The following is a 26,643-nucleotide window of genomic DNA, read 5'->3' on the forward strand; positions in this document are numbered from 1 at the left end:
GATGCTGGTTTTCGCATTGTCGCTGGGTGCGAACGGTGCGCACGCGGGTGTCGTGATCAGCGGAACGCGTGTGATCTATCCCGCGCAGGAACGCGAAGTCACCATCAAACTCAGTAACGAAGGCAATGCGCCGGCGCTGGTCCAGGCGTGGCTCGACACGGGCAATCCGAACGCGATGCCGGAAGAATCGAAGGTGCCGTTCACACTGTCGCCGCCGCTGTTTCGTCTCGATCCGAAGAAAGGGCAGAGTCTGCGTCTGATCTACACGCAGGAAGCGATGCCGCAGGACAGGGAATCGCTGTTCTGGCTCAACGTGCTCGAAGTACCGCCGCGTGCCGCGGCAAGCACGACATCCGGTACGCCCAATTCGCTGCAACTCGCATTCCGCTCGCGCATCAAGGTGTTTTTCCGTCCGGCTGGCCTGTCCGGAGATGCGAACGACGCAGCCTCGAAGGTCACCTGGAAGTTCGTGCACAAGGACACCGGAAGCTACGTGCTCGAAGCCACTAATCCGACGGCGTATCACGTGACGTTTAGCAAGCTCGTTGCAACCGACGGCACGTCGACGTGGCAGAACGACAAGGGCGGCATGGTCGATCCGGACGCCACGATGGACTTCGATATCGGCTCCGCGGCACCTCCTGATAGCGCGCCGCAACGCGTCGATTACACGTTCATCAACGACTACGGCGCGGGTACGACGGGCAAATACGAAGCGCGAGTGAAACCGTAGCGCCGACAGCAGAACACCTCGCTTCGACTCACGACAAAAAACAGGTCACGCCCTCAGCCAACCGGCCGGAGCGGGACCCACTTTAACCGCACGCGCAGCCGGCCAGCGCGACGAGACCAGCAAGCAGACGCCATGCGTACCCGAGAACAGTGTCCTCGACCGCGTACCACGAACCGGTTCGCGCTCCGCCGCAGCCACGCCGTCATCCTCGGCGCGATGGCGGCGTGGAGCGCGATGCCGGCGTTTGCAGCGGCCAATTCCGGCGCGACGACGCTCGCCGACGTGCAGTTCAACGACCAGTTCCTGATGCGGCCCAAAGGGCAGAGCGTCGACGTGTCGCGCTTCGAGCACGGCAATCCGGTGTTGCCGGGCGAATATACGATCGATCTCTATGTGAACGGCAACTGGGTCGGCCACACCGCGGTGCGTTTTGTCGCGCAGCCGGGGAGTGCCAGCGCCACACCGTGTTTCGACAGGACGCTGATCGAGCGACTCGGTCTGAATTTTTCGACGCTGTCGGCGAAAGGACACGACGAACTCGCGAAGGCTCAGGCCGGCGAGTGCGCGAACGTGGCCGACCTGGTCGACGGGGCGTCGCAGTCGTTCGATATGTCGGACCTGCGGCTCGATCTGAGCATTCCGCAGGTCGCGTTGCTGCGCAATCCGCAGGGTTACGTGAGCCCGGAGTTCTGGGACGAGGGCGTCACCTCGGCAACCCTCGGCTACAACCTCAACTCGTTCCATGTGAGCGGTTCAGGCTCGGCGAACACGCAGACCTACCTGGGACTGAACGGCGGAATCAACTTCGGCAACTGGCATTTCCGGCAAAACTCGGCGATCACCTGGCAGTCGAACGGGCCACGTTCCTACCAGGACATCGCGACCTATCTGCAGCACGATCTGCCGTCGATCCGCAGCCAGCTGACGATCGGCGACGCGTTCACCGATGGCGCCGTGTTCGACAGCATCGGTATCCGCGGCGTCGAACTCGCGAGCGACGATCGCATGCTGCCCGATTCGCTGCGCGGCTACGCGCCGCTGATCCGCGGGATCGCGACGAGCAATGCGCGCGTGACGGTCACGCAGAACGGCAACAAGCTCTACGAAACCAACGTCGCGCCGGGTGCGTTCGAGATCAACGATCTCTATGCGACCGGTTACGGCGGCAACCTGCTCGTGACGGTGACGGAGGCCGACGGCAGTCAGCACAGTTTTTCGGTCCCGTACGCATCGGTTGCGCAGCTGCTGCGCCCGGGCATTACGCGCTTCAATGTCGCCGTCGGCCAGTTCCGCGATGCGCAGGTCAACGAGCACAGCAACCTGCTGCAGGGCACCGTGCAGCACGGCTTCAACAACATCGTGACCGGCTACGCGGGAACGATCGTCGCGCAGGGTTATCTGGCGGGATTGATCGGCGCGGCGGTCAACACGCCGCTGGGCGCGGTGGCGGTCGACTTGACCGAAGCGCGTGCCAGCATTCGAGGCCTGACGGACACCACCGGCCAGAGCGTACGGATCAGCTACAGCAAGCTGGTCCCGACCACGAACACGAATTTCACGGTGGCCGCCTATCGCTATTCGTCGAGCGGTTTCTGGGCGCTGCGCGACGCGATGCTCGCACGCGACCGCGTCGCTGACGGCCAGGATCCGAGCGCGGTCGATCGCCAGCGCAACCAGGTCCAGCTGACGATGAACCAGAGTTTCGGCAACGGCTGGGGTAATGCGTACGTGGTCGGCTCGACACTCGATTACTGGAATCGCGCCGGCACCACGACGCAGTTCCAGATCGGCTACAACAACGTGCTGCGTGCGTTCGGCACCAACTTCAGCTACAACGTGTCGCTGTCGCGGCAGCGCGACGGCCTCACCGGGCAGATGAATAACCAGATCTTCGCAAGCGTGTCGATCCCGCTCGGCAACGGACAGCACGCGCCAACCCTGTCGACGAACTTTACGCACAGCAACCAGGGCGGCTCGTCTGAGCAGGCGATGCTGAACGGCTCCGCCGGCGTGGACAACGAATTCACTTACGGTGTGACCGCGGGTCACGCGCCGGGCTCGACCACCGGCGGCGCGAACGGCCAGTACCGCAGCCCGTACGCGACGCTCGCCGCGAGCGCGAGCGGCGGCTCCGGGTTCTCGCAACTGTCGGGTGGCATCACCGGCGCGATCGTCGCGCATCCGGGCGGCGTGACGTTCGCGAACGATCTCGGCGATACGATTGGCGTGGTCGAAGCGAAAGACGCGAAGGGCGCACGCATCACGAACTCGTCGGGCGTGCGGATCGACGGCAGCGGTTACGCGGTGATTCCGTATTTGACGCCGTATAGCCTCAACACCGTCGAGATCGATCCGAAGGGGATCCCGCTCGACGTCGAATTCCGCTCGACCAGCCAGCAGGTTGCGCCGCGCGCGAACTCGGTCGTGATGATCCGCTTCGGTACGGTTAGCGGACGGGCCGCCGTGATCTCCGCGCATTTGCCCAACGGCGCGTTGTTGCCGTTCGGCGCCAGCGTGTACGACGCGAAGGACGCGAACGTCGGAGCGATCGGCCAGAACAGCCGGATCTTCGTGCGCGGCGTGGCCGATCAGGGCTCGCTGACCGTCAAGTGGGGCGATGCCGCCGACGAGCTGTGCCGGTTCGACTATCGCCTGCCGCCGAAGGGTGACTACAAGGGTGCGTATGCGCACCTCGACGCGGTGTGCAGCCCCTCGGATGCAAGCCATCCATCGAACGACACAACGGCGGCAATGCCCGCCGGAGGAAACCTGCGATGACTTCTTTTCTGCCACGCGTCACGCCGCGTCGCTGGCTGGCACTCGCCACGTTGAGCGTCGCCGGCCTGCTCGGTCTGGGCGCCAGTGCGCCTGCGAACGCGGCGCTGCAATGCACGATCACCGGCTCCGCGGCGATCAGCTTCGGGACCATCACCGTGCCGCGCGACACGCTGGTCGGCACCCCGATTGGTTCGATGCAATCGTCGACGGTGTCGGTCAACTGCCCGTCGAATCCGGGCACGGTGCCGCCGTACAACAACGGCTGGTACATCCAGTATTACCCCCAACTGACTGTCAGCGCGGTAGCGGGAGTCTGGAATACGGGCATCGCGGGGATCGGCATCAAGGTGATCGACGTCACCTACAGCAACAAGGTCATGTCGGCGCTGGGCGTGGGCCGCTGGGACGATTTCGGTGCGCCGATCACGAACACGACGGCATTCACCGGGTCCTTCACGTTCACCTATCAGCTGGTCAAAACCGCGGCGCAGGTGACGAGCGGCGGCGCGATCAACATTCCGCAGCTGTTCACGCTGGTCAGTCACAACATCCCGATCAACGTGACATCGCCGGCGCTCGTGACCATTTCGGTCAACAACACGTCGATCGTCGCGACGACTTGCACCGTGACCACGCCGTCGGTCAGCGTGACGCTGCCGTCGGTCAATGCCAGCGTGCTGGGCACGGTGGGCACGACAGCCGGCAACCAGAGCTTCAGCATCGGTTTGTCCTGCCAGTCCGGTGCCAACGTCTATGTCACGCTGACCGACGCGACCAGTCCCGGTAATACGACCAGCAACCTGACGCTTGCGAGCGGTTCGACCGCGGCCGGCGTGAAGCTACGCGTGCTGAAGAGTGGTGGATCGCCGGTCAGCTACGGACCGGACTCCGCGGTAGCCGGCAACACGAACCAGTGGCTGGTCGGCGCGTCGGCCAGCACCACCAGCATTCCGCTGACCGCGCAGTACATTTCGACTGGAACGGTCACGCCTGGGACGGTGAAGGGGCTGGCTACCTTCACGATGAGTTACCAGTAGCCGTGAGCAACAAGCGGAAATAGGCGGAGACCGAGCGGCACCTCAAAATCGCACCACCCGGACTAAAGATTGTTCTTCTGTCGTCGTTAACCTAAATTAACAGTGTTCTCGTCGTCATATTGAACAACCGGAGTGGTCATGAAAGACCATGGCAGGCGGATAGGGCGAGTGCGTTTTGTCGCACTCTCGACGATCGCGTTATCAATCGGCCTTCAGGTTTCCGCGTACGCGGCGTCCTCCGGTTCGGAGTCGGAAATACGGTTCTATGGCCGTATCGTCGCGCCGCCTTACTCCATCGACGCTTCGTCTTTGTCGAGCGTGTCTTCGTCGCTCGTCGGGGCAACGAGCACTTCCGGCAACGCGATCGCGGTGAAATTCTCGACACTCGCCGCCGACAAGCCGGCCGCCACGGTGTCGTTCTATGCGAACGACACGGGACCGGTGAGCATCGGTCCAGACGCACGCAGTGACGTCGTCACGCGATTCGTGGACACGAAAGGCCATCAGATCGCGTGGCAAAAGTCGCGTGACTACTACCTGAAGCAGAACGAAGGCACGCTTACGTTGTCGATAGACCCGCGAGTGGAGTCGCATCGGCCTGAGCCCGTTACGGTGATGGTCAGCTATCAGTAGGCGCCTTTAGTCCCGACAGCATCCTGCTTCGATCTACAAATCCGTACTCGTCAAGGCGACGACAAAGTCGAGGAACACCCTCGCCCTGGTCGGCATGTGATGCCGGGACGGATGGTACGCGTAGAGCGGGAAGCGTTCCTCCGACCAGTCGGGAAACAGGTTGACGAGCAGCCCCTCCCGGATCAATGGCCCGGCTACGAGCAGAAGCATTTGCGCGATGCCGGAGCCGGCCACGCAGGCGTCGACGAGCGCGCTCGGTTCATTCACCGTCAACCGTCCGTTCGTCTCGACAACGAGTTTTTTGCGCTTGCGATGAAACTCCCACGGATACGGCTTCCCGGTGTCCGGGTTGCGGAATTCGAGGCACCTGTGCTCACCGCGACCCAGCGCCTGGGGTTCCGTGGGACGCCCCCGGCGAGCGAGATAGGAGGGCGCGGCAACCGTGACGACCGGGGTGTCCAGAAGCTTTCGCGCCACCAGACTCGAGGGATGCGGTTCGCCGAATCGCAAGGCCAGGTCGAAGCCGTCCATGACGAGGTCGCCGAGTTGATCTCTCGCAATGAACTCGAGTTGAAGTTCAGGATGCGCATCCATGAATTCGTCGAGCTTGTGGCCTAAAACGAGTCGGGAAAAGACCGGATCGAGATTGATCCGCAGCTTCCCGCGTACCGTTCCGACGCCACCCGTCGCGGCTGCGGCCGCTTCCTCCATGCCTCGTAGATGCGGCATGACCTGCTCATAGAACCGCCGGCCTTCTTCAGTCAGCGAAACGGCGCGGGTCGTTCGATTGAAGAGTCGTATTTTCAGCCGCTTTTCGAGCCGGGCGATGGCGCGGCTCACTCCAGGTGGCGACATACCCACCTGCTCGGAGGCGGCGGCGAACGTCCCCGAATCGACGACGGCAGCAAATACGCTGATACCGCTGGAGAGATTTTCGCTGGACGATCTCATAGGCGTTGCATGGGGGCATCGGGTGGTCCGCTAACATAGCACGCAGCGACGGTGCCGATAACGCGTGCCGATACGCGCGTTGATCACACTCACGCATGCGCGTCAGTCACGTGCGCCTCGTCGTTGACGGCCGCCACGTCCCGCATCAACTGCCTGAACCACAGCAGCGCCGGGTCGCGCTCCTGGTGCCGGTTGTACTGGACGACTTCGACCAGCTTCGGAATGGGGAAGGGGCAAGGAAGGACGGTCAGCGACGGTGAGCCGCGCTGTAGCATCGTCGCCAGACGGGTCTGCAGCGTCGCGATGCGGCGCGTTCCGATCAGGAACTGCGGAACGACCCGGAATGTTTCCGCAGTCACTTCGGCGCGACGGACATAGCCGAGAGCCGCCGCGGCATGACTGTCCGACGTGACGATCGCGCCGCCGGACCACTCCATGATCACGTGACCCAACTCGAGGTACTGGCTCAACGTGAGCGTGTCTCCGATCCGGTCGTTTTCCGCCCATGTCAGGCATGACCACGAATCGTCGAACAGGGGTTCGGTCGGCTGCGTTCGTCCGGCACGAAAGTCCGGGGTGATCAGCAGATCGATTTCGCCGTTTTCCAGGTGGACGACGCCCAGTGTTGCCGCGGTACGCACGCTGAACTGCATGTGCGGCGCTTCTAGAGACGCGCGCCTCAGAACTTCCCCAAGAAACACGCTGATGACGTAGTCCGATGTTTCGATCACGATCTTCCGGCCCGACGTGGTCGGATCGAAGGTCGAATTGCCATGCGTCATGGCCTGGATCTGCTGCAACACGTCGCGGACCTGGCGTCGCAGATCCTCGGCTCGCGGCGTCAATACCAGCGTCTTGCCCACTCTGACCAGTAACTCATCGTCGAAGTATTCGCGCAACCGTGCCATCGCGGAACTCGTCGCGGACTGGCCGAGAAACAGTCGCTGGGCGGCCTTGGTCACGCTGCGGGTGTCCAGTAACGCGTCGAGGACGACCAGCTGGTTCAGGTCGAGTTTGTTGAATCGCATGACGGCACCCCATTGACAGCATCAATGCTTCTGACTTGAAGGATCAATTTTACAGGAGCCATGCGTGGTTGCATGCTTGCAGCCTCGACATGAGGAATACCGATTCAATGATCCGTTCAATCTTTACGACCCAGTCGCTTGCGCGATGGCGATCGATTTTGCGAGCGTTTTGTCGTCACGCGACGAGCGTGCTGGTACTGCTCGTTGCGGTCGGTCACGCGAGTGCCGCCGAACCCGCCAAAGTCGAGACGGTCGCGACGGGCCTGCAGTTTCCTGAGGGCACGGTGTTCGTTGGCAATACGCTGGTCTTCGTCGACTACGGATCTTCGGATGTGCTCCGTCTGGCAGACGGCGCAGTCCAGAAGGTGTGGCATCAGGACGGCTGCGGCGCGAACGGTCTCGTTCAGACCGGCAGCAATCTGCTGGTTGCGTGTTACGACAGCGGCACGATCGCCGAGATCGCGCTCGACGGACGACTGATCGGCACAATCCGGTCGGACGACAAGGGGCAGCCGTTCGTCAATCCCAACGATCTTTCCGCCGACCAGAAGGGCGGCGTGTACTTTACGGCATCGGGATCCGACACGGTGCCCGGCAAGGTGTACTACCGCGGCGCCGATCGTCGTGTGCGAGAGGTGGCGTCGAACATCCGTTACTCGAACGGGCTCGTTGTCTCGCTCGACGGGAAACGCCTGTATCTGGCCGAAAGTCAGGCGAGCAGGCTGTTGAGTTACGCCATCGCCGCGGACGGCGCGCTGAGCGACCGGAAAGAATTCATCAAGCTGGACGAGGCGCTCGCGGGTACGGGAGCGCAGACGTTCACACCGGATGGCGTGCGCATGGACCGCTATGGAAACGTATACGTCGCGCTGTATCGGGGCGGCGGCTTTGCCGTTTTCTCATCGGAGGGCCGGTTGATTCGAATGGTCGAATTACCTGCGTCGCACCACAGCAATCTGGCCATCTCTCTCGACGGCAAGTCGGTCTTCGTGACCGCGGTCTACGACACGTCCGGTGGAGGATCTCGCGGCGAGATTCTGAAGGTGCCCAACTTACCGTTGAATAAATGAGCGGCTTGCGTTTCGCCCGCTCGATACCACTCACCCAGAAGGAAATCGTTCATGTTGCACGCCAGATTCTTGCGACTTGCCGTGTGCGTTCTTACGGCATCGGTGCTTGGCTTTTCCGGCGCCGGTGCGCAGGCGGCCGAGGCGTCGTACCACTACGCCACCGTCGACGGCATCAAGATTTTCTACAGAGAAGCGGGCGATAAATCGAAGCCGACTCTGCTGCTGCTTCACGGCTTTCCGTCGTCGTCTCACGAGTTCAGGGACCTGATCCCGTTGATATCCGACAACTTCCACGTCGTGGCCCCCGACTATCCAGGCATGGGCTATAGCGATGCCCCTCCGGCAGACAAGTTCACCCCCACGTTCGACAACGTGACGACGATCATCGAAAAATTTGTCGCAAGTCTCGGCGATCCGCATCTCATCGTTTATATGACCGACTTCGGCGGACCCGTGGGTATGCGCATGGCCGTGGATCATCCGGACTGGATCTCCGGACTCATTTTTCAGAATGCGATCATCTCCGAAGCAGGCGTCGATCCCGCGCGGCGCAAGCGTGACGACGCGATCTCAGGCGAGATCACGCCGGAGAAGCGCGCGTTGGCCGAAAGCCACGTATCGCTCGCGACTGCGCTGCTGCTCTATCAGCATGGCGCGCGCAATCCCGCGGCGCTCAATCCCGATGCATGGACGAACGATGCGGTCGCGCTCGCGAATCCCGATAGCCGTCGGATCATGACCGACCTGCAACTCAACATTCCGACCAACGTGGCCTTGTTTCCGGCGTGGCAGTCTTACCTGCGCACTTATCAGCCGCGGACACTCGTCGTGTGGGGCAAGAACGATCCGATCTTTCTCGCGGCAGGCGCTGAAGCGGTGAAACAGGAAGTGCCCGATGCGTCTGTTCACTACTACGACACAGGTCACTTCGCGCTGGAGGAAGACCACGTCGATATTGCCCGGCAGATCAATCAGTTCTTCGCGGCAACGCATGTTCGAGGCCAGATTGAATCGGTCGACGGCCACGCGTTCACGGTGTTGACCCGCGAGGGCACGCATCTGAAACTGGTGGTGGGAGACCGGACCCGGTTCGCCGCAGTCAAGCCCTTCGATGTCGCTGCGATCAAGCCTGGCGCCTATGTCGGCGCGGCCGGAACGTCGACGGTAAGTGGCGTGGAGGCCGCGGAGGTCATGGTGTATCGGGAGGAGCGCCGCGGCACCGGAGAAGGGCACTACGCGTGGGACCTGACGCCCGGAGGCACCATGACGGCTGCCACGGTCACGTCGGTAACGTCGGTGACCGGGAAACCCGACGCCCGCGACCTCAACGTGAGCTATGGCGACAAGACGTTTATCGTCTCGGTGCCGAAGTCCGCGCCGGTGGTCACGTTCGCCCCGGCGACCGCTGCCGATCTCAAGCCGGGCGCCGCGGTGTTCGTGATCGCGGTCCCCAGCGACCATGGGCAAATCAGCGCAGCCAGCGTGGTGGTCGAGAAGAACGGCGTCAAGCCGCCGATGTAAGTCGCGATGCTTGGGGCAAGGGAGGAGAAACTAGACCCGCAGAAAACGCGCGCTTGCCGACACGCCGAGCAGCAACACGGTGACGCAAAGAAATGCAGTCGTCAGACTGGTCATATGCGAGATGAAACCGATGGCCGCGGGTCCCGCGAGAATGCCCGCGTAACCGAGCGTCGTGATTGCCGAGACCGCGAGTTGATGCGGCATTAGCGTTTGCCTTCCGGCACTGGTGAACAGCACCGGTGCGATGTTCGAGCAGCCCGCGCCGACCAGCGCATAGCCGAACAGCGTGAACGGCCAGGACGGTGCGAGGGTGGCGATGCCGAAGCCGAGCGCGGCACACAGTGCGCCGAGACCGATCACGCGCAGATTGCCGAATCGCTGGACGATACGATCGCCCGAGAGGCGACCGAGCGTCATCGTCAACGCGAAAGCCGCGTAGCCGAGACCTGCATACGATGGCGCCATGCCGCGAATGGAGGTCAGAAAAACGCCGCTCCAGTCGAGGACCGCGCCCTCGGTCAGGAACACGCTGAAGGCGAGCGCGCCGATCAGCAGCACGATGCCGTGCGGTCGCACGAACACGGGGCCGCTGGTTGCCTCGCCGTCGGCAAGCAGATTCGGGAACGCATACAGCAAAGCTACGAACATCGCGCCGGCCACGCATAGCGTTTCCACGAACGGCGTCGCGCCGAGCCCGAGCAGCGCGGTCGCTCCTGCCGCGCCGGCCATGCCGCCGACACTGTAGAGACCGTGAAAGCCGGACATCACGGGGCGGTTGCCTTGCCGCTCGACGGCAATCGCGTGAATGTTCATCGCGACGTCGATGGAGCCGGCCGCCGCGCCGAACACGATCAGCGTAACGACGAACCACGGCATGCCGTCGACCGATGCGAGTAACGGCAGGCCCACGCACAGCAACAGCGCGGACAATACAATCACGGTCCGGCATCCGATGCGGCCGGCGAGCGCGCCGGTGAACGGCATGCTCACGATCGAGCCCGCGCCCAGGCATAACAGCAGCAGGCCGAGTGTTCCGTCGTCGACGCCGAGTCGTGCCTTCGCAAACGGCACGAGCGGCGCCCAGGCGGCCTTGCCGAAACCGGCGATGAAGAACACCACGCGGGTTGCGATCTGACGGCGCTGCAGCGCGTGGTGGTCGGCGAGGGTAGTGACGGCTTGCATGGGGCTCCACGCGAATAGGGTGAGGGCAGACCGCCTTTAAGAGCGGGTTGCCATGTCGCGATGCTTCATCGCGCTTTTTCGCTTAGCTGCCGCTGGCGTTGAGGCTGGTGCTGAGACCCGGATTCCGGGTCCCGGTGCGCCGGATCACCGCCGCCGCGGCCGCCGCGAGACGTGCGGCCGGCAGACGGCCGGTCTCGACCGCGATCACGATCGCCGCGACGATCTGCGCGATCGCCGGCACCGAGCGTGGCGAGAGCAGCAACAGATCTGCACCGGCGTTCAATGCGACCACGGCCGCATCGCCCGGCGTCGCATCACGCAACGTCGCTTTGTGATCGAGATCGCAGGTCATCACGAGCCCACGAAAATTCAGCTCGCCACGCAGCAGTGCGATCAGGTCCGGCGAGATCGATGCGGCGACCGACGGTTGCACCGCATTGAAAATAGCCGGGCCCATCATCACCGCTTCGGCACCCGCTTCGATGCCCGCCTTGAACGGCGCCCACAACGCGCGCAACCGGTCGAGCGGCAAGCTCACTTCGGCTTCCTCGCTGGCGGGATGGCGCGACAGTTCCGGATGCCCGGGGAAATGCTTGAGCGTCGTCGCGACGCCTGCGCGGCGCACACCGCTCACGTACGCGCGGACGATGCGCGCGGCGCTCTCGGGATCGTCGGCAAGCGTGCGGCCTGCGAGCCACACATTCGGACCGGTGACGATGTCCGCGGTCGGCGACAGCACGAGATTGATGCCGGCGTCCTTGATGACGCGTGCGGTTCGCAGGCACAGCGTCTCGAGTTCATCGGCGCTCATCGCGGCCGCCTGCACCGCGCTGGGCAACGCGGGAGCCACACCTTGCAGACGATGAACCGCAGAGATATCGGCATCGGCCGCGGTCAGCAGCGGACCTGCGCGCCGCGTAGCGGAGTCGATCAATGCGTGCCAGCGGTCGAGCGTTTCATGTTTCAGCCGCGCCGCGTTCATCTGCCCGCTGACGTACTCATCGGCGTCTTCGCCGAAGAGCAGGCTCTTGCCGCCGTTGTCGAGAAAACGCTCGACGGGTTCACCGAGATGCAGTTGGGTCAGCACGGGAAACAGCACGCCGTGCGCCTGAATCGAAAGATCGTTCATGGAAAAGACGTGTGAGGGTTAGCGTGCGTTCGCGGGCTCGACATGGAGCTCGCGGGCGAGGGCGCGCACTTTGCGTGCGGCTTCGGTCACGTGCGCGTGATCGAGAACGCCACGTTCGACTGCGTCGACGATCGCCGCCGCGATGCTGTCGAGCCCGGCTTCGCTCGATACCAGCAGCAGGTGCGCGCCCGCCGCGAGTGCGGCGACAGCTGTGTCTTCGACACGCCGGCCACGCAGGATGGACGGCGCGTCAAGATCGTCGCTGATTACAAGACCGTTGAAGCCGAGCTGGTTGCGCAGCAGATCGAGCACGGCTCTCGAGGTCGAGGCGGACTCTAGTGTGTCGAGTGTGGGGATTAGCGCGGGTCCGGTCATCACGGCTTTGACATCGCTCGCGATCACGTCCTTGAACACATCGAGTCCCGTCTGAAGCGCGTGCGGCACGTCCGGCACGTGTGCTTCGAGCAGTGCCGGATCGTTCTCCGTGACGGCGTGGCCGGGAAAATGTTTGGCCGTAGCGGCCACGCTAGCGGCTTGCACGCCGCGCACGTACGCGCATGCAATGCGGCTCACTTCCTGCGGATTCGCGCCGAGCGCGCGGCCATGTAGCCACGGGTTCGGACCGGTGACGACATCGACGATCGGCGCGAGGAACAGGTTGACGCCGAGCGCACGCGCGGCGGCCGCCATCACCCGGCAATGATGCTCGATATTGCTCGTTTCAAGAAGGTGTACTTCTTCTGCGCTGGGAAGCGGCGGCACTAGCGTGTGAAGCCGTAGAATGCCGCCCAGTTCCTGATCGACAGCGACGAGGGGTGGCTGGCCGGCGCGCGCGGCCGCTTCATCGGCAAGACGGCGGAATTGCTGCGCGCTCTCAGCCTGACGCCGCGCCGCGCTCATGCTCCGGTTGACGTACTCTTCGCGTGATTCGCCCAGCAACACCGACACGCCGCCCGAATCGAGGAAACGACGGGTAGGGTCATCGAAGGTGAGCCCGGCGAAAGCGGGCAGTAGCACGGCATAGGCATCGCGGCTTAAATCGTTCGACACGGCAAATCCTTTGGCGGTGATTGACGGAACAGGAGGTCTGCAAAGCCGGCCGGGCTGTGCGTCGAGCGCTGCCGCACGGAATCTGCGGCATTGCGATCAGGCTGAATTTAATGCAATATATTGCTCGATATTGATCAGTATAGCTCGTTTACAGGAGGCGTCAATGCTCACTCAAACAGCGTTTCCGGAGGAGCGGCAACAGCGCATCCGTGCAAGACTGGCCGAGCGCGGCCGTGTTCTGGCCGTCGAACTGGCCGAGGAATTCGGCGTGTCGGAACACACCATCCGCCGCGATCTCGGTGATCTTGTGGCCGCAGGAGTCTGCAAGCGCGTGTACGGTGGAGCCGTGGTCGTGTCGCCCGCAGGTGGGGATATCGCGCGGCGCTCCGTCGAGAACACCGACGCAAAAGACGCGCTGGGACGTGGCGGGGCCGCGTTAATGCGCGCTGGCCAGTGTGTCTTTCTCGATGCCGGGACCACGAACCTGGCGATCGCGCGCTTGATCGATCCCAATCTCGCCTTGACCGTCGCGACCAATTCTCCGGCCATCGCTCAGGTGTTGATGGCATCGAAAGAAGTGATCTTGCTGGGCGGTCGCATCAATCCGGCGACGGGCGGCGCGTTAGGTGTCACGGCTGTGCAGCAGTTGCAGCAGATGTACTTCGATCAGTGCTTTCTCGGCGTCTGCGCGCTCGATGCCCGCGAGGGCTTAAGCGTATTCGAGTTCGACGACGCGGAGTTCAAGCGCGCCGCGATCGCGCGCAGCGGTCATGTGTCGCTCGCCGTCACGAGCGAAAAGCTCTCGAGCATCGCGCGCTATGCGGTGGCTTCCAGCGAGCAGGTCGGCACCGTGGTTGTGGAGCACGACGCGCCGGAAGAACGACTTGCTTCGCTGCGCGACGCGGGTATCGACGTGGTGATTGCGCCTGGCGGTTGAAAGCCGGCTATCCGTGTATTCATCGCACCGTATTGATTAGATCCGCGTAGATCGGTTTGAACCAGCGCATCGGTCGCACGACCGATGCGCTTTTTTTCGTCCGTATCCCCACCATGGAACGCAACCGTTCGGCACGCCGCTGCAGTGACGCAACGCGTGCGTCGAACTGCGCCAGATAAAAGGCGTTTGCGAAATTGAGTCGTGAATATTGGGTGCAAATACTGCGCCTCAAACAGGGAGACCCAACGAATCGCGGTGCTGGACTTTCGTACGGGGTCATCGGGTCGGTGCTGCCGCACGCTCAACCTGTTTCATGTCGGCGATCTCTCCAGAAACCGGCTACCTGGATGGGTAAAACTAATAGATAGGGAGTTGACGGAATGAAATCCTGCCTTGCCAAAGCCGCGATGTTCGGCGCCACCGTTTTCGCGGTGCAGGCCCACGCGCAGAGTAGCGTGACGTTATACGGGGTGCTCGACGAAGGATTGAACTTCACGTCGAATGCCGCGGGACATCACGCATTTTCGATGGTGAGCGGCGATACGTCGGAGACGAGTTTTGGACTGAAAGGCACAGAAGATCTCGGCGGTGGACTGAGCGCCATTTTCACGCTAGAAAATGGCGTCAATCTGAACAACGGCGCGCTCAACGAGGGTGGCCGACTGTTTGGTCGTCAGGCATTCGTGGAGCTGTCTTCGCAACGGCTCGGCACGGTGACGCTCGGGCGTCAGTACGATGCGCCCGTCGACATGTGGAGTTCCTATACTGCCGCTGGCAACACGATCGGCGATTTCGCTGCGCATCCATTCGACAACGATAACGCCGACTACGACTATCGTTTCAACAACTCGGTGAAGTACCTGTCGCCGACGCTGCACGGTTTCCAGGCAGAGGCGGTCATCGGTCTGAGCAATGCGACGAACTTCGGGGCCAATCGTGCGTATAGCGCGGGCGGTACCTACGCGGCCGGCCCGTTTTCAGCCGTGCTCGCGTATTCGAAACAGACTGGCGTCGGGACGACAGCATCCGGTGCAGTCGGCAGCGATGCGGTGTTCACGGCGGCGTCGCAACAGAACATCGATGCCGGCGTGAAGTGGACCTTCGGCGATGGATCGAACGTGGCGCTCGCGTATTCGCACACCGACGTCTACGATCCGACGGCCGTGAGCTACGCGCCGGACATCGGCACGCGCAACTGGAAATCGTTCAAGTTCGACAACGTGGAAGTGAATGCCCAGTATTTCTTCCAGCCTGCTTTGTCGCTGATCGGTGCCTATACCTTCACGCATGGAACGCTGAAGGACGCCGCGAGCGGCAGCAGCCCCAACTGGCACCAGGTGTCGCTGATGCTGAACTACAGCCTTAGCAAGCGAACGGTGATCTATGTCGAAGGCGCGTGGCAGCATACAAACGGCAAGACCGGGACGGATCTCGATGCAGCACATATCGTGGGAGCCGACGATCTGTCGTCGACGGGCAATCAGATGGTTTACCGGATCGCTATGACTCAACATTTCTGATCTCGCATTGCGGCTGCGTTTGCACGTGTGCACTTGCCCTCGACAGTCTGCGGCCTGTGCCGAAGAGGGCGTCAGCGTAGCAATCCTTCGCTACGCCGACGCACCTTTGACCGCGACCGACATCAATCGAAGTCGAACATGTCGAACAACGAGCGCTTCTTCCTGTACCCACGATGCCCCGAACGACTATCGTCGTACCTATGGCTGCTTTCATGGCGGCGATCGCGTTCGTCATAGTCGTCCCGACGCGAATGGCGTGTCCGAAGAGGTCCATGCGATTCGTTCGCGGCGAGGCCAGCATCACGCGCTCGCTTCACGGGTGGTGGCCGCTGCACGAGCCTGAGTGTGCTGGGTGTGCGACCACGCGGTTCGCGATGGCATGGCGGGCTTCGGTTGCGGTGCCCATGCGGTCAGTATGGCCGCGAGCGTTGCGATTTCGCCGTCGGCCAGAAAGTCGTCTGCGGCCGCGACTGCAACGCACAGACGGATGGTCTTGCGGCGCAGGACGGGGTTGTCGATTTCTGCCAGTAGTCTGTCGAGGGTCGCGCTGTCGGCATGCGCGGCCACTGGCATGGACGGCGTGTGTGCAATCGAGCGGTCTTCGCACAGACTCTGGATAATCTGGGCGAACTCGGCGGGCGCGAGACCAAGCTCGCGGTCGATGTGGAGTTTCTCGAGCACCGCATCCTCACATCGGTCGACGTGGCCGTCCGCGATCAGGACGAGCGCGACGATGCGCGCGGCGGCTTGCGGGCTGTTGCGGGAATAGGTTCGCATGATGGATTCCGTTCGCGGAGGTACTCCGCAGTGTTGAAGAGCACTCAGTGTCCGCGATGGGACCGATCGGAAAAATCAGGGAATCTGGAAGTGAAGGTTCGGGAAAACCGAACTTCTAGTCTGCCACCTGCGCGGTTGGGCATGTTCCTGCAGTTCCTCAAGCAGGCGGTCACCGGGATCGCGGAACGCGTCGAATCGCAGAAACATGCCGGCAGAGCAAAAAATAGTACACGTCAGTCAATTGAACTGAAACCCGAAGATTGATCTCCCAGAGGGGATTCCGGTAGCCCCCAAAGACCTAAATCGGCTTTGTCACCGGCGCGATTGCGGCCGGGTCGGTAATACTGGTCCTCCCTGTTTCGACATGTCCTGCGATGCGACGCACCCAGTTTGCGTTCCCTGCGATGGTTAACTGCAGGTCGTACCACTGGCTGCTACACGACAGGTCCCAGTGCGCTTCTACGGTCTTGCCCGGCGGCACGCTTAGCGTGCGCGCCGGCTGACCGTATGCGAGGTCGGTCGCGGTGATCGTCAGCGCTGCCGCGCCTGCGTTGGCGAGCGTGAGATAAACATCGCCGTTGGCGACGTCGTAGCAGGTCACGACCTCGGGTTTCGCATTGGCATCCGCACTCGACGAACCCGAGAAGCGCCGGAAATAACCGTTCGACCCGTAGACGTTGACCATGTAATTGCCGGTCGAATCGAAGGCCCACGTATCGGTTAGCTGCTTGCCGGCTTCAACGGTGTAGCGGCGCGGCATCGCAGTCGGGTCGCCGGTGTACACCCAGAAATGCGCACCCTGTGTGCTGGTATTGGCAAACGTCAGCGCATACCCTTGCGCCTGCAGCTGACCGTTCACATGCAGTTCGTAGGGCAGTGCGCGCGCGGGCCGCGTCCCGGACTCCTGAGCGGTGACGACCTGCTGGGCGGTACTGGCAGGCGCGCCTTGCGCAGTTGAGCGCGCGCACTGCAGGTCCGCCTGGGCGACATAGGACTGGGTGTTCGGTAGCGCCGGCACAGCAGGGTCCGACCTGGAGAAGTCCAGCGCCGATGTGAGATCGCCGCAGATCGCACGGCGCCACGGCGAGATGTTGCTTTCGATCACGCCGAACCTTTTTTCGATGAATTGCAGCACCGAGGTGTGATCGAACACCTGCGAGCAGACGAAGCCTCCCTTCGACCACGGCGACACGACCGTCATCGGCACGCGCGGCCCGAGGCCGTACGGCAGGTTGTCGGCGGTGTAGGTGCTCGCCTGCGTCGCGGTGACGACATCGTGGCGCTCGAGCGAGATGTCGGCGGTGCTTAGACCTGAGCCGGGCAATGTCGGCGCCTGCGGCGGCACCATATGATCGAACAGGCCGTCGTTCTCGTCGTACATGATGAAGAGGACGGTCTTGCTCCAGACGTCGGGATTCGACGTCAGCGCATCGAGGATCGTCGAGATGTAGTTGGCTCCGTAGAGCGGCGTGAACTTCGGATGTTCCGAATAGGCCGCGGGCGGCAGCAGCCACGACACTTGCGGTAACGCATTGGCCTGTACGTCGGCCTTCAGTTGCGTGAGCGTACGCGTACTCATCCCACGGTTGTACAGCGACGAGCCGGTCGGCGCGTTCACGAAATTCTGGAAACTGGCCAGCATGTTCGTACCGTAGTTGCCGGTGAAATTGTCAAACCCGGTACCCTGCTGGTAGATCTGCCAGGAGATACCGGCCGCTTCCAGGCGCTCGGGATACGTGGTCCAGTTGAAAGGCTGCAGCTTGATGCTGTCGAACTGGTTGTCGATGAAGTCGGTGTTGTCGAGCAGCGGGCCGCCGCCCGTTGCCTTCGGATCGACCATGCCGGTCATCAGGTACATGCGGTTCGGATGGGTGTTGCCCGGAATCGAACAGAAATAGTGATCGCAGACCGTGAAGGCATCGGCGAGCGCGTAGTGGAACGGAATGTCCGCGCGCACGTGATAGCCCATCGTCATGTTGGTCTTCTGTATCGCCCACCTATCGGCGCGGCCGTTGTCGATCGCACCGTGTGTCGTGCTCCACGTGTGAGGCAGGCCACCGATACATTGCGCGTTGACATCCGGATTGGTCGTGTCGTATCGAAACGGTGCGATCACTTTCGTCGGGTCCTCCTGGCGCGGCTGGAACCATACCGGTTGGCCATTCGGTAATGTGACGGGGAAGCGGTCGTTATAGCCGCGCACGCCACTCAGATGACCGAGGTAATGGTCGAACGAACGGTTCTCCTGCATGAAGACGACGATGTGCTGGACATCCTGGATCGTACCGGTGACTGAATTCGGCTCGATTGCCAGCGCCTTGCGGATCGATTCGGGAAACAGGGTGGTGGCGGCTGTCGCACCGGCCAGTCCGGCTGACAGCTTCAAAAAATCGCGACGGGTTTTGGGGCTCATGCGTGGGTTCCAGGCTGAATTCGAATATCAGGATGCGGGCGGGACGGAGCCCGGCGGGCAGCTCATGCGAGCCGTGGCGATGGTGGTGTTACCGCACGCTGCCTTCGGCGGGTCTGACGAGATGTCGGCACCACACGCGCCAATGAGTGTCGTCATCATTAGTAGGCCGACGAGTGTGAAAAGCCGGAATGCCCGCGTCTGCATGAGTTCCTCCTTGAACATCATTTTTGAGATGAAAATATCGTATGGACGTGCGCTGTCGTGACATCACGATGCGACGTCGCTGCGACAATAATTTCAGTAAGTTACAGGTCAGTGTCTATGCGAAATCTATGCGAAAAATCGCACTGGCCAGGGTAGGCCTCGCCACGTCGCTGATCACCGGAGGGACATTGGAGACGATCGTTGCGGCTCACAGGACAGTGGCCGGATCCTGGGCGGTGCGGGATTCAGGTGCTGATGTCAGGGCCGTGCGCCTTTTCTTCCGCGTCACGGAACCAGACTTCCGCACGGGCACGTTCGGTGACCCATGAGCGTGACGGCGGCGTGTTGAACTCGCGATCGATGAACCGGCGACCCCATTCGACCGCGTCTCTAATCGCTTCTTCTTCAGTCAGCCATTCGGGTTGAATGGTCATGGGACGAAGATAGAGCACCTTTCCCTCGCTGTTTTTCAGGCTGACACTCGCGACCCAGGCGCCGAGTTCGTTGGTCTCAGGAAATACGACGATCTCAAACTCTCCATAAGAGGTAGTGTTGGCTGACATCGGGTTCTCCTTTAACGTTCGTAACGGCGGCTCAATCATGCGCCATCGTGCAGCATTGCAGCACAGGGAAATTGCACGTGAATGCCGTGAGGCGGCGGCGTTTCACCCATGGCTATCCATTGAAACCTGAACTTGCATGAGGTGTTCGACATGCAGGAAGTCGATTTCTACATTAATCTGAAGGAGCTAGAGGCCAATGACCGTGCATTTCAGGAGTGGGCTGCATAGCTGCCGAAGCTATGCCGACTGGAGCGAATAGAGCACTTCAAGGTAAGGGAGAGAGCTATGCCGGATCAACAGGGTGACTTGAGTGATGCGTTCATCGCGCAGCAGCGCACACGTCTCGAGGCGCTGCGCCGTGAACTGCTGGGCGGCGAGGAAAATACCATCGAGGACGAGCGCACTTCCCAGGAGCAGCATGGCGATGAGGCCAGGGAGTTCGAGGACGATGCGCAGGGTATGGCACAGGACGAGATCAACCAGTCGCTTCGCAATGTGAACGACCAGCGCATTGGCGATATCCAGCGCGCGCTCCAGAAAATCGATGAAGGCACCTACGGCCTCTCCGACGAAAGTGGCGACCCGATACCCAAAGCCCGGCTCGAGGCCATGCCGGAGGCTATCTACACCGTTGAGGAGCAGGGGCGCCGCGAGGCTGGCAAGTAAACAGCAGGGCGCCGAACGCCCTTCATCGGCGACGCCCTGGATCGACGTCCATGAGGCCACCTCGTTCGCCGTGGCAATGAGCAGGTCTGGAGTCCCGGGCATCACTCGCCGAAAGCAGACAGGGGGAGATCCCGCGCCACAACTTACGGTGCGGCCACGCGAACCGTGCTGACACAGCCATGCAGGCGTCGATAGCACTGAGCAGCGAAGCATCCATCCGCATGCACGGCCCTCGGATATGACGCGTGGCAGATTCCGAGCCTTCGCAATTCACACGAACGCGTCTATAACCTTTGATGAAGCTGGATGCGCTAACTGATAAAGGTGACTCCCGATGCCCGCCCTTTGCGAACTCTGTAACGCCCGTCCCGCCGTTGCCCGTGTGACCGTTGTTCAGAATGGCGAGCGGAAATCCTTATCGATCCTGGACTGAGCCATATCCAGACCTTACGCCGTGACACGGCGTAACCCCAGGCAGGACAGTCTCCAGGTCTCCTGGGGCAGTTCATGGAGCCACACATGACGAATCGACGCGAAGTGCCTGGTATTCGGGAATATGACGACCCGGCTGGTGGTTGGGGGGCGCTCAAAGCGACATCGCAAGCCATCCGGCTGCAAATGGAGAGCATCAAGGCTCCACTCACGTTGCTGCGGACCAATCAGCCTGACGGCTTCGATTGTCCGGGTTGCGCGTGGCCGGACAAGGAGCACAGGTCCACCTTCCAGTTCTGCGAAAACGGTGCCAAAGCGGTCACCTGGGAAGCCACGACCAAACGGGTACACCCGGAGTTCTTCGCGGCCAACACGGTGTCGTCGCTGCTGGAACGATCGGATTTCGAACTGGAGGATATGGGCCGGCTCACGCATCCGCTCGTCTATGATCGTGCCACGGACACGTTCCGGGCCGTCGAATGGGAGGCAGCGTTCGGCCGCATCGGTGAAATCCTGCGCGGGTTGGCGCCCGACCAGGTCGAGTTCTATACGTCCGGCCGGGCCTCGAACGAGGCCGCCTATCTCTATCAATTGTTCGCACGGGAATACGGCTCGAACAATTTCCCGGATTGTTCGAACATGTGCCACGAACCGACCAGCGTCGGCTTGCCGCAATCGATTGGCATCGGCAAGGGCACGGTGTCGCTCGACGACTTCGACAAGACTGACCTGATCATCTCGATCGGCCACAACCCGGGCACCAACCACCCGCGGATGATGGGCACGCTGTGGGAAGCTTCGCGTCGCGGTGTCCCGATCATCGTGTTCAATCCGCTTCGCGAGCGCGCGCTGGAACGCTTCCAGGATCCGCAGGCCATGCTACAGATGGCGACCTTCGGCTCAACGCGAATCGCGTCGACCTACATGCAGTTGAAAGCGGGCGGCGACGCGGCCGCGCTCAAGGGCGTGATCAAGGCGGTGCTCGCGCTCGATGCCGAGCGCGGCGACGTGCTCGACCGCGAGTTCATCGACACGTATACGGAAGGCATCGACGCGCTCGTCGCGGATATCGAGGCCACCTCCTGGCAAGACATCGAAGCGGAAAGCGGCCTGACCCGCGAGGCGCTCGCGGGCGTCGCCGGCGCGTACGCGAAAGCGAAGTCGACGATCATCACTTACGGAATGGGCGTCACGCAGCACAACAAGGGCACCGCGAACGTTCGCCTGATCTGCGACCTGCTGCTGTTGCGCGGCAACATGGGCAGGGAAGGTGGCGGTATCTGCCCGCTGCGCGGCCACTCGAACGTGCAAGGCAACCGCACGGTTGGCATCACCGAGAAACCGTCGGCAGCATTCCTCGCGAAGATCGAAGAGGTATTCGGCTTCAAGCCACCCGCGGAGCATGGCCATGACGCAGTCGCGGCCATGCAGGCGATGATCGCGGGCAAGTCGAAGGCGCTGCTGTGCCTCGGGGGCAACTTCGCGGTCGCGCTGCCGGATTCGGACCAGTGCTTTCCGGCGATGAAGGCACTCGATCTGAGTGTGCATCTCGGCACCAAGCTGAATCGCTCGCACCTGCTGGTCGCGAAGGAAACATACATCCTGCCGGTGATCGGCCGCACCGAACTCGACATGCAGAACGGCATGGGCCAGTCGATCACCGTCGAGGATTCGATGTCGATGGTCCACGCGTCGGCCGGCAAGCTCACGCCCGCGTCCGGGTTTCTGCGCTCGGAGCCTGCAATCGTGGCCGGCATCGCCCATGCGACACTCCCGGACAGCAAGGTCAACTGGATGGAGCTGATCGCCGATTACGACAGGATCCGCGACCTGATCGAAAAGACGATTCCGGGCTTCGAGAGTTACAACACACGCATCCGCGTGCCGGGCGGCTTCCGCATGCCGCTGCCGCCGACCGAGCGCGTTTTCCCGACGCCGACCGGCAAGGCGATGTTCTCGGTGTACCACGGCGTGAAGGAAGACGCACAAGTGGATGGCGACGACGTACTGCGCCTCGTGACACTGCGCAGCCATGACCAGTACAACACCACCATCTATGCGCTCGACGATCGTTACCGGGGTGTATTCGGCCGGCGTGACGTGCTGTTCATGAACGAGGCCGATCTCGCCGCATGCGGACTCGAACATGGGGATCTGGTCGACATCGAGACGGCCGTGCCTGGCCGGCAACTTCGCCTCGCGAAGATCACGGCGATCGCCTACGACATCGCGCCAGGTTCGGTCGGTGCTTACTACCCGGAAGCAAATGTTCTGGTGCCGCTCGACTACATTGACAAGGAAAGCGGCACGCCGTCATACAAGTCCGTACCGGTTCGTGTCGTCCGCTCAACGGGGGTTTAATTCTGGCAGAGCGCGCTAGTCTGTCCAGCGGTGATCTCACGGAGTAATTGACTGACATGCAAATCTTCGATGCGCTCCACCTCGCCAGGTTGCAGTTTGCGTTCACGGTTTCGTTTCATATTATTTTTCCCGCGATCAGCATCGGCATGGCCAGTTTCCTCGCTGTGCTGGAATGGCGTTTTCTGCTGACCGGCGACGTTGCCTACAAGGACATGTTTCTGTTCTGGTCGAAGATCTTCGCGGTCGGCTTCGGAATGGGCGTGGTCTCGGGTGTGGTGATGGCCTACGAGTTCGGCACCAACTGGAGCGGATTTTCCAGCTTCGCCGGCAACATCACGGGACCGCTCCTGACCTATGAAGTGCTGACAGCATTCTTTCTCGAGGCTGGCTTTCTCGGCGTCATGCTGTTTGGCTGGCAACGCGTCAGTCCACGCGCACACTTCTTTGCAACGCTCATGGTTGCGGCGGGCACGCTCATTTCCACTTTCTGGATCCTCGCATCGAATAGCTTCATGCAGACGCCGCAAGGATTCGCCATTGAGCATGGCCGGATCGTACCGGTCGACTGGATGAAAGTGATTTTCAACCCGTCGTTTCCGTATCGCCTCGCGCATATGACCATTGCCGCGTTCATCGTCGCGGGGTTCATCGTTGCGGCTTGCGGCGCGTGGCATCTGTTGAAGGGCCGGCGCGACAAACCGGTCAAGCGTAGTTTTTCGATGGCGCTGTGGATTCTGCTTTTCCTGACACCGATACAGATCGTCGTTGGCGATGCGCATGGCCTCAACACACGTCAATATCAGCCGGCCAAGATCGCGGCAATCGAAGGCCTGTGGGAAACCGAGCACGGCGGCACCGCGCTGAACCTGGTCGGTCTGCCCGACATGAACGCAGAAGTGACGCGTTACACGATCCAGATACCGCATCTGGGCAGCCTCATCCTGACGCATAGCTGGGATGGAGAAATCCGCGGCCTGAAGGACTTTCCTCCCCAGGACCGCCCGTATTCGCCGATCGTGTTCTGGACGTTCCGGATCATGGCGGGTCTCGGCATGTTGATGCTATTGACTGCGCTGCTTGGATTGCTGTTGAGAGTGCGCGGCCGTCTTTACGAGACCCGGTGGTATCAGCGTTTCGTTCTATGGATGGGGCCTTCGGGAATCGTGGCGCTATTGGCGGGCTGGATAACGACGGAGGTCGGCCGCCAACCCTGGACGGTCTACGGTGTCCTGCGTACCGCGGACTCTGTTTCACCGATCGGTTCGCAGCAAGCGGGCGTGTCCTTGCTGATCTTCGTGCTGGTCTATTTCCTGGTGTTCGGCATGGGTTTCTACTACATGATGAAGATGATGCGGCAGGGACCGGAAGAGCATATCGAGCACCGCGAGTCCGGCAGGCATCCGGTCTTGCGTAACCGGCCGCTCGACGCACTGGAAGGAGAGTGACGCCGTGCAAATCGATCTCCCTGTTGTGTGGGCCGCGATCATCGGCCTCGGCGTTTTCATCTACGTGATGCTGGACGGGTTCGATCTCGGCATCGGGCTGCTGTTTCCATTCTTCGAAGAGAAAGGCGACCGGCAAGTGATGGTCAATACCATCGCGCCGGTCTGGGACGGTAACGAAACGTTCCTGGTGCTGGGTGGCGCCGGGCTTTACGGGGCATTTCCAGGGGCCTATTCGACGCTGCTGCCAGCGAACTACATGCCGCTGATCCTGATGGTCATCGGCCTGATCTTCCGCGGGGCGGCCTTCGAACTGCGTGCCAAGGCGGTCAGGACCCAGCACGCGTGGGACCTCGCCTTCATCGGCGGCTCTGCGCTCGCGGGGCTCTGCCAGGGCATCGTGCTGGGGTCGCTGCTGCAAGGCATCAAGATCGTCGATGGCCGGTTCGCCGGCGATCCGTTCGACTGGTTCTCGCCGTTCAGCCTGTTTTGCGGGATCGGCGTGCTCTTCACGTATGCGACGCTCGGCTGTGGATGGCTCATCCTGAAGACAGATGGCGAGTTGCAGCGCAAGATTCGCGAGGTGATGCGGCCACTCGTGAGCGTCCTGCTCGGGGTGATGGCCATCGTCAGTCTATGGACGGTGGTCGGTTTGCCGGCCGTTGCACATCGATGGTTCGGAAGCGGCAATCTCGGCTGGTTCGTGCCGGTGCCGATCCTTGTCGTCGGATGTGTGTGTGGCATCTTCCGCTCGCTGCGATTGCGGCATGAAGCGGCGCCTTTCCTTCTCACCCTCGCGCTGTGCTTCCTCGGCTACAGCGGTTTGCTCATCAGCATCTGGCCGAACATCGTTCCGCCGTCCCTGACAATCTGGGAAGCCTCGTCGAGTCACTCGAGCCAGTTGTTCGCACTTGTGGGCACCCTGATCGTGCTGCCGGTCATTCTCGTCTACAACGTCATGCAGTATCGGGTATTCCGGGGCAAGGTGCGGGAAGGGGATGCCGGTTACCACTGAGGGTGACGGCGAAGTATCGGCGTGTCACCTGGCGCGCTATCCGGATTCACGAACCTTGTGCCTCGAGGCGTAGAAATCATCCGCGAGGCCAACGAAGCCAGGTCTGTCTCGTCGACTCCGGGCACACGCTGGTCGCCAGCAGAGATAACGCGGCTATTTCCGCATCATCGTTGCTACAAGAAAATGGAATGGAAGGACAAGGATTGCGGTGGCGCCGACTCCGACGCACCAGAGGATGACTATCCACTTCAGGTCGTGCAGAAAGCCGTGACGGCGATCTGATGGTTGGCGCTTCATCGTCAGGTTCCCCCTGAATTCCCGATCGTGTACGCTCCGGATCCCGGACCGTACACGACTGGGCCTCGTGCGAAATGTGCTGAAGTCACGGAAGTAGTATGGCACGCGCACGCAAGGCCCCGACAATCCCGGGCGAACGACGGTGTTCAAGAGACTGCGCCGTGAGGAAGTTTGCTGGAGTTCGAAAACGTACTCATTCGACGCCGGCCTGGCGTGGGACGCGAGCATTTTCCAGGCGTCCCAAAAGCAAAAAGCCCGCAAGGCGGGCTTTTCCATGAACTTCATCCAGCAGATAACCTGAATCTATCTTTCTGGTGCCAGGAGAGGACTCGAATATTATATCCAAGACATTGATTATAAATGAGAAAATATAAAATAAGAGCCTGTATATACGCACATGTATACGCAAGGCGATCGGACTCCATGGGACCCTGCTTCATGGTTCCAGCGCGAGGCGTTACGTCGGTCGTTTCGTAGCGCGCAGGGCCATAAGGTATCGTGCCTGCGGCATTCCGACGTATCGCCGAACGTGATCGAGGAAGACGATACATCGATGACGGACGGCGGCATCCCGATCGCGTGGCACGGTCATCGGGCTACGTGGGACTCCCATCTGACTTCGAGCCTGACCTGACTGCGACTGTGACAGGACTGGCGTTTGCCCTCGACGGAGTGGGCAGCGTTGGATTTTCGATCTGTTCTTCCTGGACAGGACGAACTGCGTGTAGCTGTTGGTCGGCACTTAGCGCGCGAAATATCGGGCCACGACACTAAATCGTCGGCCCTGCAAAACGTAGCGAAGCCGGAAGCATCAAGGATTCGCTTGCGATCGGGGATTCGTAGAACTCCCAGAAAGAAATTCGATCTGATTTAGAACCTGGGAGTTCGAGGACAGCACGATGAC

General features: G+C 61.7%; 20 protein-coding genes and 2 pseudogenes. 14 read left to right on the forward strand and 8 right to left on the reverse strand.

Annotated elements, in window-relative coordinates:
• The first annotated feature begins 1 nt into the window (after window position 1).
• The 4 genes from ACREXZ_RS29250 (at window position 2) to ACREXZ_RS29265 (ending at window position 5,181) form a co-directional block, all read left to right on the forward strand.
• Window positions 2-733, forward strand: a complete 732-nt coding sequence (locus ACREXZ_RS29250) for a fimbrial biogenesis chaperone (RefSeq protein WP_431767624.1) — start codon at window positions 2-4, stop codon at window positions 731-733.
• Between the two features lie 132 nt (window positions 734-865).
• Entirely contained in the window at window positions 866-3,511 is a 2,646-nt protein-coding gene (locus ACREXZ_RS29255) for a fimbria/pilus outer membrane usher protein (RefSeq protein ID WP_431767625.1), read from the forward strand.
• Window positions 3,508-4,548, forward strand: coding sequence for a fimbrial protein (locus ACREXZ_RS29260; RefSeq protein ID WP_431767626.1), 1,041 nt, complete (start codon window positions 3,508-3,510; stop codon window positions 4,546-4,548). The genes ACREXZ_RS29255 and ACREXZ_RS29260 overlap by 4 nt, the downstream gene beginning before the upstream one ends.
• A gap of 138 nt (window positions 4,549-4,686) precedes the next feature.
• Window positions 4,687-5,181 (forward strand): hypothetical protein, encoded by a 495-nt coding sequence (locus ACREXZ_RS29265; protein ID WP_431767627.1) that lies wholly within the window; start codon window positions 4,687-4,689, stop codon window positions 5,179-5,181.
• A 33-nt stretch (window positions 5,182-5,214) separates the two neighbouring features.
• Here ACREXZ_RS29265 and ACREXZ_RS29270 read toward each other — a convergent pair whose 3' ends face one another.
• Both ACREXZ_RS29270 and ACREXZ_RS29275 read right to left on the reverse strand, forming a co-directional pair.
• Complete coding sequence (locus ACREXZ_RS29270; protein WP_431767628.1) at window positions 5,215-6,132, reverse strand: LysR family transcriptional regulator; 918 nt, start codon at window positions 6,130-6,132, stop codon at window positions 5,215-5,217.
• Window positions 6,133-6,221: 89 nt separating this feature from the next.
• Complete coding sequence (locus tag ACREXZ_RS29275; protein ID WP_431767629.1) at window positions 6,222-7,160, reverse strand: LysR family transcriptional regulator; 939 nt, start codon at window positions 7,158-7,160, stop codon at window positions 6,222-6,224.
• A gap of 188 nt (window positions 7,161-7,348) precedes the next feature.
• On the opposite strand from ACREXZ_RS29275, the gene ACREXZ_RS29280 reads away from it, so the two are divergent.
• Together ACREXZ_RS29280 and ACREXZ_RS29285 are read left to right on the forward strand one after the other, a co-directional pair.
• A complete protein-coding gene (locus tag ACREXZ_RS29280; RefSeq protein WP_431767630.1) occupies window positions 7,349-8,230 on the forward strand; it encodes an SMP-30/gluconolactonase/LRE family protein in 882 nt (293 codons plus the stop codon).
• A gap of 51 nt (window positions 8,231-8,281) precedes the next feature.
• On the forward strand, window positions 8,282-9,751 hold the full coding sequence (locus ACREXZ_RS29285; RefSeq protein ID WP_431767631.1) for an alpha/beta fold hydrolase: 1,470 nt from the start codon (window positions 8,282-8,284) through the stop codon (window positions 9,749-9,751).
• A 30-nt stretch (window positions 9,752-9,781) separates the two neighbouring features.
• Here the strand turns inward: ACREXZ_RS29285 and ACREXZ_RS29290 are convergent, their stop codons facing one another.
• From ACREXZ_RS29290 to ACREXZ_RS29300, 3 genes are all read right to left on the reverse strand, one after another.
• Window positions 9,782-10,933 carry an MFS transporter gene (locus ACREXZ_RS29290; RefSeq protein WP_431767632.1) on the reverse strand — a complete coding sequence of 384 codons (1,152 nt, stop codon included), beginning with the start codon at window positions 10,931-10,933 and terminating at the stop codon, window positions 9,782-9,784.
• An 82-nt stretch (window positions 10,934-11,015) separates the two neighbouring features.
• Window positions 11,016-12,062, reverse strand: coding sequence for a glycoside hydrolase family 3 N-terminal domain-containing protein (locus ACREXZ_RS29295; protein WP_431767633.1), 1,047 nt, complete (start codon window positions 12,060-12,062; stop codon window positions 11,016-11,018).
• An 18-nt stretch (window positions 12,063-12,080) separates the two neighbouring features.
• Entirely contained in the window at window positions 12,081-13,112 is a 1,032-nt protein-coding gene (locus tag ACREXZ_RS29300) for a glycoside hydrolase family 3 N-terminal domain-containing protein (RefSeq protein WP_431767634.1), read from the reverse strand.
• Between the two features lie 16 nt (window positions 13,113-13,128).
• On the opposite strand from ACREXZ_RS29300, the gene ACREXZ_RS29305 reads away from it, so the two are divergent.
• The 3 genes and pseudogenes from ACREXZ_RS29305 to ACREXZ_RS29315 all read left to right on the forward strand — a co-directional run.
• Window positions 13,129-14,049, forward strand: a complete 921-nt coding sequence (locus tag ACREXZ_RS29305; RefSeq protein ID WP_431767643.1) for a DeoR/GlpR family DNA-binding transcription regulator — start codon at window positions 13,129-13,131, stop codon at window positions 14,047-14,049.
• 380 nt (window positions 14,050-14,429) lie between these two features.
• The gene (locus tag ACREXZ_RS29310; protein ID WP_431767635.1) at window positions 14,430-15,569 is read left to right on the forward strand and encodes a porin; all 1,140 of its coding nucleotides are present in this window, start codon (window positions 14,430-14,432) and stop codon (window positions 15,567-15,569) included.
• Window positions 15,570-15,816: 247 nt separating this feature from the next.
• Window positions 15,817-15,912: pseudogene (locus tag ACREXZ_RS29315) on the forward strand (LysR family transcriptional regulator); the annotation flags it as partial.
• On the opposite strand, the gene ACREXZ_RS29320 reads toward ACREXZ_RS29315, so the two are convergent.
• The 3 genes from ACREXZ_RS29320 to ACREXZ_RS29330 all read right to left on the reverse strand — a co-directional run bounded on the left by ACREXZ_RS29320 (window position 15,870) and on the right by ACREXZ_RS29330 (window position 19,526).
• Window positions 15,870-16,346, reverse strand: a complete 477-nt coding sequence (locus ACREXZ_RS29320) for a TerB family tellurite resistance protein (protein ID WP_431767636.1) — start codon at window positions 16,344-16,346, stop codon at window positions 15,870-15,872. The pseudogene ACREXZ_RS29315 and the gene ACREXZ_RS29320 sit on opposite strands and share 43 nt — an antisense overlap.
• Before the next feature lie 298 nt (window positions 16,347-16,644).
• Window positions 16,645-18,759 carry a phosphocholine-specific phospholipase C gene (locus ACREXZ_RS29325; protein ID WP_431767637.1) on the reverse strand — a complete coding sequence of 705 codons (2,115 nt, stop codon included), beginning with the start codon at window positions 18,757-18,759 and terminating at the stop codon, window positions 16,645-16,647.
• Between the two features lie 449 nt (window positions 18,760-19,208).
• The gene (locus tag ACREXZ_RS29330) at window positions 19,209-19,526 is read right to left on the reverse strand and encodes a DUF6566 family protein (protein ID WP_431767638.1); all 318 of its coding nucleotides are present in this window, start codon (window positions 19,524-19,526) and stop codon (window positions 19,209-19,211) included.
• A 285-nt stretch (window positions 19,527-19,811) separates the two neighbouring features.
• On the opposite strand from ACREXZ_RS29330, the gene ACREXZ_RS29335 reads away from it, so the two are divergent.
• From ACREXZ_RS29335 to ACREXZ_RS29355, 5 genes and pseudogenes are all read left to right on the forward strand, one after another.
• Complete coding sequence (locus ACREXZ_RS29335) at window positions 19,812-20,192, forward strand: TraR/DksA family transcriptional regulator (RefSeq protein WP_431767639.1); 381 nt, start codon at window positions 19,812-19,814, stop codon at window positions 20,190-20,192.
• A 519-nt stretch (window positions 20,193-20,711) separates the two neighbouring features.
• Complete coding sequence (locus ACREXZ_RS29340; protein ID WP_431767640.1) at window positions 20,712-22,985, forward strand: FdhF/YdeP family oxidoreductase; 2,274 nt, start codon at window positions 20,712-20,714, stop codon at window positions 22,983-22,985.
• A 56-nt stretch (window positions 22,986-23,041) separates the two neighbouring features.
• Window positions 23,042-24,430, forward strand: a complete 1,389-nt coding sequence (locus ACREXZ_RS29345) for a cytochrome ubiquinol oxidase subunit I (protein ID WP_431767641.1) — start codon at window positions 23,042-23,044, stop codon at window positions 24,428-24,430.
• 4 nt (window positions 24,431-24,434) lie between these two features.
• Window positions 24,435-25,442: a cytochrome d ubiquinol oxidase subunit II gene (gene cydB / locus ACREXZ_RS29350; protein ID WP_431767642.1), complete on the forward strand. Its 1,008-nt coding sequence runs from the start codon at window positions 24,435-24,437 to the stop codon at window positions 25,440-25,442.
• A gap of 698 nt (window positions 25,443-26,140) precedes the next feature.
• Window positions 26,141-26,373, forward strand: a pseudogene (locus tag ACREXZ_RS29355) (PAAR domain-containing protein).
• Window positions 26,374-26,643: the final 270 nt, after the last annotated feature.

This window comes from Paraburkholderia sp., from assembly GCF_050742655.1.
Taxonomy (GTDB): Bacteria; Pseudomonadota; Gammaproteobacteria; order Burkholderiales; family Burkholderiaceae; genus Paraburkholderia.